Annotated in this window: 12 protein-coding genes; 10 read left to right on the top strand and 2 right to left on the bottom strand. The window is 64.9% G+C overall.

Annotated features, from left to right (window positions below):
• Window positions 1-9 precede the first annotated feature (9 nt).
• The 5 genes from RT582_RS07135 (at window position 10) to RT582_RS07115 (ending at window position 5,806) form a co-directional block, all read left to right on the top strand.
• Entirely contained in the window at window positions 10-528 is a 519-nt protein-coding gene (locus tag RT582_RS07135) for a chalcone isomerase family protein (RefSeq protein ID WP_313477017.1), read from the top strand.
• Window positions 525-1,769: an MFS transporter gene (locus tag RT582_RS07130; protein ID WP_313477016.1), complete on the top strand. Its 1,245-nt coding sequence runs from the start codon at window positions 525-527 to the stop codon at window positions 1,767-1,769. The genes RT582_RS07135 and RT582_RS07130 overlap by 4 nt, the downstream gene beginning before the upstream one ends.
• Window positions 1,766-2,293 carry a DUF3833 domain-containing protein gene (locus RT582_RS07125; RefSeq protein WP_313477015.1) on the top strand — a complete coding sequence of 176 codons (528 nt, stop codon included), beginning with the start codon at window positions 1,766-1,768 and terminating at the stop codon, window positions 2,291-2,293. The genes RT582_RS07130 and RT582_RS07125 overlap by 4 nt, the downstream gene beginning before the upstream one ends.
• Window positions 2,294-2,529: 236 nt before the next feature.
• Window positions 2,530-2,970 (top strand): PAS sensor domain-containing protein, encoded by a 441-nt coding sequence (locus tag RT582_RS07120; RefSeq protein ID WP_014820379.1) that lies wholly within the window; start codon window positions 2,530-2,532, stop codon window positions 2,968-2,970.
• 178 nt (window positions 2,971-3,148) lie between these two features.
• The gene (locus RT582_RS07115; RefSeq protein WP_313477014.1) at window positions 3,149-5,806 is read left to right on the top strand and encodes an EAL domain-containing protein; all 2,658 of its coding nucleotides are present in this window, start codon (window positions 3,149-3,151) and stop codon (window positions 5,804-5,806) included.
• Between the two features lie 41 nt (window positions 5,807-5,847).
• On the opposite strand, the gene hemH is transcribed toward RT582_RS07115, so the two are convergent.
• Window positions 5,848-6,873, bottom strand: a complete 1,026-nt coding sequence (gene hemH / locus RT582_RS07110; protein WP_125877533.1) for a ferrochelatase — start codon at window positions 6,871-6,873, stop codon at window positions 5,848-5,850.
• Between the two features lie 80 nt (window positions 6,874-6,953).
• Window positions 6,954-7,856 carry a TIGR01777 family oxidoreductase gene (locus RT582_RS07105; RefSeq protein WP_313477013.1) on the bottom strand — a complete coding sequence of 301 codons (903 nt, stop codon included), beginning with the start codon at window positions 7,854-7,856 and terminating at the stop codon, window positions 6,954-6,956.
• A gap of 333 nt (window positions 7,857-8,189) precedes the next feature.
• Between RT582_RS07105 and RT582_RS07100 the strand changes: the two genes are divergently transcribed.
• The 5 genes from RT582_RS07100 to RT582_RS07080 are packed head-to-tail and all read left to right on the top strand — an operon-like array spanning window position 8,190 to window position 12,703.
• Window positions 8,190-9,149 carry a YbgA family protein gene (locus RT582_RS07100; RefSeq protein WP_023443726.1) on the top strand — a complete coding sequence of 320 codons (960 nt, stop codon included), beginning with the start codon at window positions 8,190-8,192 and terminating at the stop codon, window positions 9,147-9,149.
• Window positions 9,150-9,151: 2 nt separating this feature from the next.
• Window positions 9,152-10,087 (top strand): MerR family transcriptional regulator, encoded by a 936-nt coding sequence (locus RT582_RS07095; protein WP_313477012.1) that lies wholly within the window; start codon window positions 9,152-9,154, stop codon window positions 10,085-10,087.
• Complete coding sequence (gene phrB / locus RT582_RS07090) at window positions 10,084-11,514, top strand: deoxyribodipyrimidine photo-lyase (RefSeq protein ID WP_313477011.1); 1,431 nt, start codon at window positions 10,084-10,086, stop codon at window positions 11,512-11,514. Before RT582_RS07095 ends, phrB begins: the two co-directional genes overlap by 4 nt.
• Window positions 11,511-11,939 (top strand): nuclear transport factor 2 family protein, encoded by a 429-nt coding sequence (locus RT582_RS07085; RefSeq protein WP_046619451.1) that lies wholly within the window; start codon window positions 11,511-11,513, stop codon window positions 11,937-11,939. The genes phrB and RT582_RS07085 overlap by 4 nt, the downstream gene beginning before the upstream one ends.
• Window positions 11,936-12,703: an SDR family NAD(P)-dependent oxidoreductase gene (locus RT582_RS07080; RefSeq protein ID WP_313477010.1), complete on the top strand. Its 768-nt coding sequence runs from the start codon at window positions 11,936-11,938 to the stop codon at window positions 12,701-12,703. Before RT582_RS07085 ends, RT582_RS07080 begins: the two co-directional genes overlap by 4 nt.

Below are 12,703 nucleotides of genomic sequence, written 5' to 3'. Positions count from 1 at the left end.
CACGATGTCGTGAATATCCGCCGCGTTGTGCTCGCCAGCCTGCTGTCGCTGATCTCGCTGATCGCAGCGGCGAGCTGGCGCGAAGCCGTGCCACAGGCGCGCCTGATTGGCGAAGGCCAGTTGCGCTTCTTCGGCTTGCGCATCTATGACGCGCGCCTGTGGAGCGAAACCGCGCCGCTGCAAGCCCGTACGCCGTTCGCGCTGGAACTGACCTATCACCGCTCCATCAGCCGCGACGACCTGGTGCGCAGCAGCCTGGAAGAGATTCAGCGACTCTCCGGCGAGCCGCTCGATGCCGAACAACTGCGCCGCTGGCGCGCAGACATGCAGCAGGCCTTCGTCGATGTCGGGGCGGGTGACCGAATCACTGGCGTCTTCTTGCCCGGGCGCGGTTGCCGCTTCTACGTGAATGATCGCCTGCAGCATGAGGTCGCCGACGCTGCGTTCGCCGACGCCTTCTTCGCCATCTGGCTCGACCCGCGCAGCCGCGACCAGAAGCTGCGGCGCAACCTGCTGGGCCAGCGATGAAAAGCCCGGCGCTGGCAGCCTATGGAATGCTCGGCCTGCCGCTGGCGATGGCGATGGCGATGCTGCCGATCTACGTGCTGGTGCCGAATTTCTATGCGGCCGATCTCGGCCTCGGTCTGACGCTGACCGGCGCCGTGCTGTTCCTCGCCCGCCTGCTGGACACCGTGCAAGACCCCTGGCTTGGCCGCCTTATCGATCGCCGCTCGCCACGTGGCTGGACCATTCTGCTCGGCGGCGTGGCTGTGTTGCTTAGCCTGGCGATGGCGGCGCTGCTGATCCCACCCGGCAACTTAGGCAGTTTCGGCTTAGCCGCGTGGCTCGGCGCGTTGCTGGCGCTCACCTATACCTTGCACAGCCTGATCAACATCACCTATCTGGCCTGGGGCGCGCGCCTCTCCGACCAGCCGGATACCCGCACCCGAGTCGCCGCCTGGCGCGAAGGTGCCGGACTGTTCGGCGTGGTGCTCGCCAGCGTGCTGCCTACCGTGCTGGCGACCCGATACGGCATGGCGACGGCGCTGGCAACCTTTGCTGCCACCTTCGCCGTGCTGCTGTTAGCCGGCACGGCGACCTTGTTGTTCGGCGCCCCACGCCCCCACCGCACCGTGCGTAGCGAAGCCAGCAGCTGGCGACTGCCCCTGCGCAACCCTGCGTTCCGGCGGCTGGCGGGCGTCTACTTCATCAATGCCGTGGCGGTGGCGATTCCGGCCACCCTGGCGCTGTTCTTCATCGCCGACCGCCTGCAACTGGCGCGACTGACCGGGCTGTTCCTGGCGCTCTACTTCATCAGCGGCGCATTGGGTCTGCCGCTCTGGACCCGTCTGGCTGATCGCATCGGCAAACGACGCAGCTGGCGGATCGGCATGCTCACCGCCTGCGCCGCCTTTATCTGGGCGGTGCTGCTGGAGCCGGGCTCGGCCTGGGCCTATGCCGGCGTCTGCATGATGTCCGGCCTTGCCCTCGGAGCCGATCTGGCCCTGCCACCAGCGCTGCTGGCCGACATCATCCCAGTCGAGGAGCGTGATTCCACTGCCGCCTACTTCGGCTTGTGGAGCTTTCTCGCCAAGCTGGCGCTCGCACTCGCCGGTCTGGCTTTGCCATTGCTGGCGTTGAGCGACTACCAACCGGGCAACGCGGCCGGCTGGAACCTTGCGCTGGTCTACGCCGGCCTGCCCTGCCTGCTGAAGCTACTGGCAGCGCGGCTACTCACTTCCCTGCCCTGCGGAGAAACGAAATCATGAAAAAGGTACTGATCCTGGCTTGCTGCCTGCTGCTGCTCAGCTGCACCGCCGTCGATGTCGAGCATTACCGAGACGAGGAGCCGCAGCTTGATCTGCGCAAGTATTTCGTCGGCACGGTGGATGCCTGGGGCATGTTCCAGAAGCGCTCCGGCGAGGTCGTCAAGCGCTTTCATGTCGAGATCGAAGGCAGCCTCGATGGCGACAAGCTGATCCTCGACGAACACTTTCGCTACAGCGACGGCACTACCCAGCAACGCGTCTGGACGCTGACCGAGGAGCGCCCGGGGCACTGGCGCGGCACGACTGCAGACGTGGTCGGCGAGGCCGTTGGCGAAGTGGCCGGCAATGCCCTGCGCTGGCGCTACGTGCTCAGCCTGCCGGTGGATGACAAGGTTTACGACGTACACCTGGACGACTGGATGTACCTGATCGACGAGAACACCCTGGCCAACCGTTCGTTCATGAGCAAGTTTGGCGTAGAGGTGGGACAGGTCACCCTGTTCTTCCGCAAACGCAACGAATGAGCGGGTGGCCTGTGCGGTGAGTTGGTTGAGGCACGTTCGGATGACCATGGTTCCGAGATAAGGCGCTGCGACGAGTCATAGCGGGCTATGGTGAGGAGCAGCAGCGCAGTATCGGGGCCATGGGCGCCGAAATTGACCAACTGAACTTGCCAAACAGGCCACTGATGGCACTTGCAAGCACCGAGCGGACCAAGTTGTTCTAGAATGCGCGGCATGCCCTTTCAGGATGTCGTGACATGATCAATGCCAAGCTGTTGCAACTGGTTATCGAAGCCTCCAACGACGGAATCGTGGTCGCCGAACAGGAAGGCGATGACAACATCCTGATCTACGCCAACCCGGCGTTCGAGCGGCTGACCGGCTATGCGGTCGACGACATCCTCTACCGCGACTGCCGCTTCCTGCAGGGCGAGGACCGCGACCAGCCGGCCCTGCAGGCTATCCGCGAGGCGGTGAAGAACAACCAGCCGTGCCGCCAGATCATCCGCAACTACCGCAAGGACGGCACACCGTTCTGGAACGAGCTTTCCATCACGCCGGTGTTCAACGAGGCCGATCAGCTGACCTACTTCATCGGCATCCAGAAGAACGTCACCGCCGAGGTCGACGCCTTGCAACGCGTCGAAGCGCTGGAAGCCGAGATTCGCGAACTGAAGGCGAAGCTCGCGCAGAACTGAGCACGCCGCCCGGCCCGCGTCCGGCGGGCCGTTGGCTCAACGATGCGGTAGCGCTGCGCCCTCAAGCACCCCGGACAACCCTACCTAAGGGCCGTTACTCGGTAGCGGTGGATATGGGATACTGGCAAATCGCCATTTCACCATCCTGCAGTGGGCGGTTGCGCCCTAGGATTCTGTCTTGACTCTCAATGCCGTCGTACAGAACGCGGTCATGCTGCTCGCGTTGTGCTGGCTGCTGGCCTTTACCACCCGCAGCTGGAACCGGAGCGGTCAGCTCTCCGCTCAATTGCTCGCCGGACTCTGGTTCGGCAGCGCCTGCATCATCGGCATGCTGATCTCCAGCGTCGGCCAGACCGGAATCATCCTCGATGCGCGCACCGTGGTGCTGAGCATGGCCGGGCTGTTCGGCGGGCCGCTGGTGGCAATGATCGCCGGCACCCTGGCTGGCGCCTATCGCCTCTGGCTGGGCGGGCCCGGCGTAATCCCGGGGCTGGCCAACGTGCTGTTGCCCATCGTGCTCGGTCTCGCATACGGCTGTGCATACCGCAAGCGACTGCTCGGCATCGGCTTCTGGCAATTGCTCGCGTTCGGCGTGTTGCTGCACCTTGGCGCGCTGGCGCTGGTTGCACTGATGCTGCCCAACGGGCTCGGCGCCGCCGCCGTACGGGAAGCTGCCTTGCCAGCGCTGTTGGCGCTGCCCATCGCCACCGCAACCCTCGGCGTCCTGCTCAAGGATCTGCTGGAGCGCAACAAGATCGAGCAGGCCCTGCGCTTCAGCGAAGCCCGGCTGCGCGCCATCACCCAAGCCATGCCCGACCTGCTCATGGTGCTCGACGAGGATGGCCGCTACCTGGAAATCCTCTGCGCCGAACGGAGCCTGCTGTATGACGATCCGGGCAAGCTGCTCGGTCGCCGTCTGCACGACGTCATGCCCGAAGAGGAAGAACGTCGCTTCCTCGACTTCATCCAGCTGACGCTGAACAGCGATGTACCGCAGCTGATCGAGTACTGCCTGCCGACACAGGGTGGCCTCAAGGTGTTCGAAGGCCGCGCGCTGCCGCTGGAGCAGCCGGAAGGACAGAAGCGTGCGGTGGTCTGGCTGAGCCGCGATATCACGGAGAGGGTGAACAGTGAGCTGGAGCGCAGGATCGCCTCCATTGCCTTCGAATCGCAACAGGGCATGCTGATTACCGACGCGCAGAGCCGCATCCTGCGGGTCAACCGGGCCTTCACCCGCATCAGCGGCTACAGCCCCGCCGAGGCCATCGGTCAGACCACCGCTCTGCTCGCATCCGGCAAGCACGGCCCGGAGTTCTATCGCGCCATGTGGTCGAGCATCGAAACCACCGGCGTATGGGAAGGCGAAATCTGGAACCGGCGCAAGAGTGGCGAGATCTTTCCCGAATGGCTGACCGTCAGCGCGGTGCGCAACGCGCTCGGAGAAGTGACTCACTATGTCGCCGCCTTTACCGACATCACCGATCGCAAGGCGGCCGAAGAGCGAATTCATAATCTGGCGTTCTACGATCCGCTGACCGGTCTGCCCAACCGCCGGCTGCTGCTCGACCGCCTGCACCAGGCCATGGCCGCCAGCCGCCGCGGCAATCAGCTGGGCGCGCTGATGTTCATCGACCTGGACAACTTCAAGAACATCAACGACCTGCACGGGCACCAGACCGGCGACCAGGTGCTGCGCATCGCCGCCGAACGTCTGCATGCCGAGGTGCGCGCCAGCGACACGGTGGCGCGCCTGGGTGGCGACGAGTTCGTGGTGATGCTGGAGAACCTCGGCGATGACCCGCTACGCGCGGCGGGCCAGGCCGAGCACATCGGCATGAAGCTGCTGAACTCGCTGGATCGGCCGTATCGCCTGGCCGATCTCGCGCTGTACAGCAGCGCCAGTATCGGCGTGGTGCTGTTCGGTGCCGAAGCCAGCAGCAGCGACGAGCTGATGAAGCGCGCCGACATGTCGATGTACGAAGCGAAGATTTCCGGCAAGAACGCCCTGCGCTTCTTCGACCCGCGCATGCAGCTGGCCGTGCAGGAACGGTTGCGTCTGGAGGAAGAGATTCGCCTGGGCTTGAAGAACGGCGAATTCATACTCAATTTCCAGCCGCAGCTGGAGCAGACCGAAGGCATCATTGGCGCCGAGGCGCTGGTGCGCTGGCAGCACCCGCTGCGCGGTCTGCTCACTCCGGCGGCATTCATCGCGCAGGCCGAACACGCCGGTCTGATCCACACCCTCGATCAACAGGTGCTGGCCCAAGCCTGCGCAAAACTGGCGCGCTGGGCCGAAACGCCGGAATTCGCCCACCTCAGTCTCTCGGTCAACCTCAGTGCACACCTGCTGTACCAGGACAATTTCGTCGAGGGGGTGCTCGAGCTGCTGGAAAGGAGCGGTGCCGATCCGGCCCGGCTGAAGCTGGAGCTGACCGAAACGCTGCTGCTGGACAACATGCCCGAAGCGATCGCCCGCATGACGCGGCTCAAGCAGCACGGCATCCGTTTCGCCATCGACGACTTCGGTACCGGCTATTCCTCGATGAGCTATCTCCAGCAGCTGCCGCTCGATCAGCTGAAGATCGATCAGACCTTCATTCGCCGCCTGCCGGACGACAGCAGCAGCCTGACCATCGTCCGGGCCATCTGCGCACTGGCGACCGGGTTGGGCCTGGAGGTCATCGCCGAAGGCGTCGAAAGCGAGCCACAACGGGGGATGCTGCTCGCCAATGGCTGCCATCGCTATCAGGGTTATCTGTTCGGCAGACCGCTATCGGCGGATGCGTTCGAGGAGCTGGTTCGTGCCACCGAGGCGGACGACGGCGTGACAGCCTGACGTGGGACGCATCGCCGCGCGATGCGTCCCCGAGCCTGCGGTCAGAGCGCCAGAGGCGCGCGACCGCAGAGTGTCACCAGCGCCTTTACCCAATCCTCGTGGGTATTCAGACAGGGCACCAGCACCAGTTCCTCGCCACCCGCCTCGATGAACTGTTCACGACCGCGATCGCCGATCTCCTCGAGGGTTTCGATGCAGTCGGCGACGAAAGCCGGGCACATCACCAGCAGCTTCTTCACGCCCTGCTGCGCCAGCTCGTCGAGACGCGTCTCGGTGTAGGGCTCGATCCACTTGGCGCGGCCGAGGCGCGACTGGAAGGACACCGACCACTGATCGTCACGCAACCCGGCCTGCGCCGCGAAGCCGGCGGCGGTGCGCATGCACTGCGCGCGGTAGCAGCTGGCGAGTACCTCGCCCTCGGCACGCTGGCAGCAATCATCGCCCTTCAGGCAGTGCGCGCCGGTTGGATCGGTCTTGTGCAGGTGACGCTCGGGCAGCCCGTGGAAACTCAGCAGCAGATGATCGAAATCCTGTTGCAGATGCGACCTGGCACTGGCGACCAGCGCGTCGAGGTACTCCGGCTGGTCGTAGAACGGCTGCAGGATCGACAACTGCAGAGACAGTCCGCGCTCGCGGATGACCCGGCGCGCTTCCTGAATGACCGTCGTCGTGGTGCTGTCGGCGAACTGCGGATAAAGCGGCGCCAGGGTGACCTGGGTGATGCCCTGCCCGGCCAGACGCGTCAGCGTGGTCTCAATGGAGGGCTCGCCGTAGCGCATCGCCAGCTCCACCGGGCCCTGCGTCCAGTGCGGACGTACCGCCTCGTGCAGACGGCGACTCAGCACCACCAGCGGCGAACCTTCCGGCCACCAGATCGAGGCGTACGCATGCGCCGATTGCTCGGGGCGCTTGATCAGGATCAGCGAGACCAGCAGGCGCCGCAACGGCCACGGCAGATCGATAACGTACGGATCCATCAGAAACTGGTTGAGGTAGCGGCGTACATCAGCGACTTCCGTGGAGGCCGGCGAACCCAGATTGACCAACAACAACGCCTGCTCTGTCATGCAACTTTCCTGACTACTATTTTTAAGGTTGCGCCGTACCCCAAGCGGGGGGCGCGCTATTTTCACACAGGGCGCACCATTCAGGGGGGCGTCAATAGGTCGGCCAGGGCTGAATCCAGATCGTTGAAACGGAAGCGGAAACCTTCCGCCTCGGCCCTCTGCGGCAACGCATGTTGCCCCCCGAGCAACAGCCCGGCCAACTCGCCGAGCAGGGACTTGAGCACCGCTGCCGGGACTGGCAATACCGTCGGGCGATGCAGGCAGCGGCCAAGGCTGTGCGTGAACTCGACGTTGCGCACCGGGGCCGGCGCACAGCCATTGTAAGGCCCGCTTGCCGCCGGCTGGCGCAGAAGAAAATCAATCAGGGCGATTTGGTCTTCGATATGAATCCACGGCATCCATTGCCGACCATCGCCGATGCGCCCGCCCAAACCAAGCCTGAATGGCGGCAGCAACCGCAGGAGAAAGCCGCCGTCACGCGCTAGCACCAGCCCGGTACGCACCAGCACCACACGCATTCCCAGCACTGTCGCCTCCATCGCGCGCTCTTCCCAGGCATTGCACAGCTGGCTGGCAAAATCGGTGGAGACCGGCTGATCGACTTCGGTCAGGCGGTGCTCACCGCCGTCGCCATACCAACCCACGGCGGAACCGGAGATCAGCAGCGCCGGTTTCTGCTCGCGTCGGCCCAGCCACTCGACCAGCTGTTCGGTGAGCTTGACCCGACTGTCCCATAGCAACGCCTTGCGCGACTTGGTCCATGGCCGATCGGCGATGGGGGCGCCGGCCAGATTGACCACCGCGTCCAACGCCACGGCATCCAGCTGCTGCAAGCTGCCTACACCCTGCACCTCGGCACCACACAACGCGGCAACGCGTTGCGGCGTGCGGCTCCATACCCACAGCCGATGCCCGTCCGCCAGCCAGCGCCGACACAACGCGCGGCCTATCAGCCCGGTACCGCCCGTCAACAAGATGTTCATGGTGAGCTCCTGGCGCGCAGCCATTGCGCGGGTTTGACGACTTGCTTGAAAGCATACACCTATACATAGGCACATGAACCGTACAGCATTTTCACGCCACCGCTTCGGCTGAGCCACTGGCGCACATCAGGCCGGCCGACAAGCGCTGTAGATCGCTCAGCCACCAAAACCCCCCCTCCGTACGCGGCGACAACTATCCAAAGCCACTCGTTGACAATATTTGTACAGGATTATGCACTTAGTTGTACATCATGTATTGACTTGTACAACACCACGATTATGATGGCCACAAGTTGTACAGAAACCCAACTTGTACAAGACGAGGTCGCCATCATGCACACCAAGCTCCCCACGCCCAAGATTGGAATCAGCGCCTGCCTGCTTGGTAATCCGGTGCGTTTCAACGGTGGCCACAAGGAATCGCGCCTGTGCAGCGAGACCCTGGCGCAGCACTTCGAGTTCGTGCCGGTGTGCCCGGAGGTTGCCATCGGCCTTGGCACACCTCGCGAGCCGATCCGCCTGGTCGGCGACACCGACGCACCAAAGGCCGTCGGCACCGTACGTCCCGAGCTGGACGTCACCGAAGCCCTCGCCGCCTACGGTCGACAGATCGCCGAGCAGTTGCACGACATCAACGGCTACATCCTTATGCAGAAATCGCCGTCCTGCGGCATGGAGCGGGTCAAGGTCTATGCCGCCAACGGCCATACCCAGCCCGGAGGTGGTAGCGGCGTGTTCGCCCAGGCGCTGATGCAGGCCTGTCCGGATCTGCCGGTCGAAGAGGACGGTCGACTGAACGATGCCGTGCTGCGCGAAAACTTCCTCACCCGCGTCTATGCCCATGCCGACTGGCAGCGCCTGCGCCAGGCCGGCCTCAGCCGCCGGGCCATCGTCGATTTCCACTCGCGCTACAAGTACCAGCTGATGGCGAGCAACCCGCTGCAGTACAAGGTGCTCGGCCGGCTGGTCGCGCAACTGGCGGAACACTCGCTGGAGGAGTTCGCACCGCAGTACTTCAGCCAGCTGATGCAGGCGCTGAAGAAGCCGGCCACCCGCGGTACGCACTGCAACGTGCTGCTGCATCTGAGCGGTTACCTCAAGGACGCGCTTGGCGCGGAGGACCGCCGCGAGATGCGCCACCTCATCGATCAGTATCGCGCCGGCGTCATTCCGCTGGTGGTGCCGCTGACCCTGCTCAAGCACCACTTCCGTCGGCATCCCGATCATTACGTCGCACGCCAGGCCTACATGCAGCCGCATCCCGAAACCCTCAGCCTGCGCAACGGAATCTGAACATGAATGAATCAACGGACCTGACGCAGCTGACGGCCGACGGCCTCCTACCGATCCGCGAAGTGGCGCGCATCACCGGCGTCAACGCCGTGACCCTGCGTGCCTGGGAGCGCCGTTACGGGCTGATCGTCCCGCTGCGCACGCCCAAGGGTCATCGGCTGTACGAAGAAGCACATATCCAGCGCATCCGCGACATCCTCACCTGGCTCAATCGCGGCGTTTCGGTCAGCCAGATCAAGCCGCTGCTGGACACCACCACGCCGCCGGAGCTGCCCAGGCAGAACCAGTGGTCGGAGCTGCTCGAAGAGCTGCTGCAGGCCATCGACCGCCTCAGCGAACGACGCCTGGACGATGCCTTCAACCGGGCCATGGCGCTGTATCCGCCGCGCACGCTCTGCCAGCACCTGCTGCATCCACTGCTCGAGGCACTCGAACAGCGCTGGCAGGGCCAGTACGGCGCAGCGGTGGAGCGGGCGCTGGTTCATTCCTGGCTGCGCAGCAAACTGGCGACCCGCATCTATTTCAACAACCGGCAGCAGGTCGGGCGTCCGCTGTTGCTCGCCAATCTGGATAACGAGTCCTTCGCACCCGGTCTGTGGTTGACCGCCTGGCTCGTCTCCAGCACCGACTGCCCAGTCGAAGTCGTCGAGTGGCCGGTACCGCTAAACGAGCTGAACCTGGCGATGGAGCGCATCCTGCCGCGCGCCCTGTTGCTCTATGCGAGCAACAGCCTGCCGTGCAACTGCCTGCAACGCGACCTGCCGCGTCTGATCGAGCAAAGCGTCGCGCCGCTCTGTGTGGCCGGGCCGGCCGTTCATATCCATGCACCCGAGCTGCACCGACATCGCGGGCTGATGCTCGCTGAGGGTCCCCTCGGCGCCCTGCAAGAGCTGCATGGCGCCGGCCTGCTGCCCGGTAGCGAAGGGAGTGCATCATGACCCAGCTGCTCTGGCTGCGCAGCGATCTGCGCACAAGCGACAACACCGCCCTCGCGGCTGCGATGGCTTGCGGCCCTACCGTGGCGCTGTATCTGGTCACTCCGGGGCAATGGCTCGCCCACGATGACGCCCCCTGCAAAGTCGACTTCTGGCTGCGTAACCTCACCGAGCTGTCGACGCGGCTTGGCGCGCTCAACGTCCCGCTGCTGATTCGCGAGGTCGATGACTGGCAGGCGGTACCCGACGCGCTGCTGAAGGTCTGCCGCGAACAGGGCGTGCAGCGGCTGCATTACAACGACGAGTACGGGGTAAACGAGCAGCGCCGCGATCTGGCAGTTACGACGCATCTGGAAGCGGCCGGCATCAGCGTGCGCGGCTATCTCGACCAGCTGCTGTTCACTCCGGGTAGCGTACGGACGCAGTCGGGCAGCTACTTCAAAGTGTTCAGCCAGTTCCGCAAGGCCTGCCTCGCCCGCCTGAGCGTATCGCTGCCAGCCTGCGAGCCGGTGCCTGCGGCCCAGGCGCCGCTGGGTATCACCAGTGACCCGATACCCACGACGGTCACCGGCTTTCCGCGACCCACGGACTATCTGCGCGCGCTCTGGCCAGCCGGCGAAGCCTTCGCCCAGCGGCGCCTGGCAGCGTTCGTCGAGGACGACCTGAACGAATACCACCAGCGCCGCGACCTGCCCGCCGAGCCCGGCACCAGCCAGCTGTCGGCTTACCTCGCCGCCGGTGTCATTTCCATCCGCCAGTGCCTGCACGCGGCGCTTGGCTACAACCAGGGCGAGCTGGACAGCGGCAGCACCGGCGTTACCACCTGGATCAACGAACTGCTCTGGCGCGAGTTCTACAAGCACATCCTGGTCGGCTATCCGCGGGTGTCCATGTACCGCGCCTTCCGCCCGGAAACCGAGGCACTGCCCTGGCGGCGCGCGCCGTACGAGCTGGAAGCATGGCAGCAGGGCCGCACCGGCTTCCCGATCATCGATGCGGCCATGCGCCAGATGCAGGAAACCGGCTGGATGCACAACCGCCTGCGCATGGTCGTCGCCATGTTCCTCAGCAAGAACCTACTGATCGACTGGCGTGAGGGCGAGCGCTGGTTCATGCGTCACCTGATCGACGGCGACCTGGCCGCCAACAATGGCGGCTGGCAATGGAGCGCGTCCACCGGCACGGATTCGGTGCCCTACTTCCGCCTGTTCAATCCGATCAGCCAGTCGCAACGCTTCGACCCGGACGGGCAGTTCCTGCGCCGCTGGCTTCCCGAGCTGCAGCACCTGAGCAGGCGCGACGTGCATAACCCGTCGGCGCACCGCAGCCTGTTCGGCGTAACCGAGTACCCCGCCCCCATCGTCGACCTCGGCGCCAGCCGGGCGCGAGCGCTGGATGCCTTCCGCAACCTGCCGGATGCGCAAGCATGAGCGGCTTCCTGCAGTCCTTCGCCTGCGAGTTCGCCCGCCTCGACGCGAGCAATCTCGACCGCCTGCGCGACCTCTACAGCGCCGACGTGCACTTCACCGACCCGCTGCATGAGGTCTGCGGGCTCGTCGAGCTGGAGCGCTATTTCAGCGAGCTGTATGCCAACGTCGAACATCTGCATTTCGAGTTCATCAGCCACGATGAGACATGCGACGGCCAGGGCTATCTGCGCTGGATCATGAGTTACCGACATCCGCGGCTGAACGGCGGCAAGCTGATCAGCCTCGAAGGCTGCTCGCTGCTGCGCTGGAACGGCGCCGGCAAGGTCGTCCGCCACCGCGACTACTTCGATGCCGGTGCCCTGCTCTATCAGCATGTGCCCCTGCTCGGTGCGGCAATTCGCTGGCTGCAGCGGAGGCTCGCGTGAACCTCTCGCGACGTATCTGGCTGACCGGCGCCAGCAGCGGCATCGGCCTGGAACTGGCGCGTCAGCTGCTCGCCGACGGGCACTGCCTGGCGCTGTCGGCACGCCGCACCGAGCCGCTGCAGGCCTTTGCCCGGCGCTACCCGGGGCGTGTGCTGGTGTTGCCCGGCGATCTCACCGACAGCGAACAGGTGCGCGACATCGGCGCCGCCATCCAGACGCAATGGGGCGCGTTGGACAGCGTGATCCTCAACGCCGGCACCTGCGAATACATCGACGCCGGCCGATTCGACGCGGCGCTGCTGGAGCGCGTGATGGGCGCCAACGTACTCGCTGTCGGCTACTGCATCGAGGCGGCACTACCACTGCTGCGCCAAGGGGTGCGCCCGCATCTGGTCGGCGTCGGCAGCTCGGTGACCTGGCTGCCGCTGCCGCGTGCCGGGGCTTACGGCGCATCCAAGGCGGCGCTGCGCTACCTGCTCGAATCGCTGCGTCTGGATCTGGCCAACGACGGCATCGACGTCACCCTCGTCAGCCCGGGGTTCGTCGATACACCGCTGACCCGTCGCAACGACTTTCCCATGCCAATGAGCTGGCCGGCGGACAAGGCCGCACGGCAGATCGCCCGACGGCTGGAACGCCGCCCGCTGCACATCGCGTTTCCGGCACCGTTCATCTCTGTGCTGCGCCTGCTCTCACTGCTGCCCGCACGCCTGCAATTCGCCCTCGGCCGGCGACTGGCGCATACGCCTCTCAAGGAAGGATAA

The sequence above is a fragment of the Stutzerimonas kunmingensis genome (genome assembly GCF_032106285.1).
In the GTDB taxonomy this organism is placed as follows: domain Bacteria; phylum Pseudomonadota; class Gammaproteobacteria; order Pseudomonadales; family Pseudomonadaceae; genus Stutzerimonas; species Stutzerimonas kunmingensis_B.
This window is presented reverse-complemented; position numbering and strand designations above follow the sequence as displayed.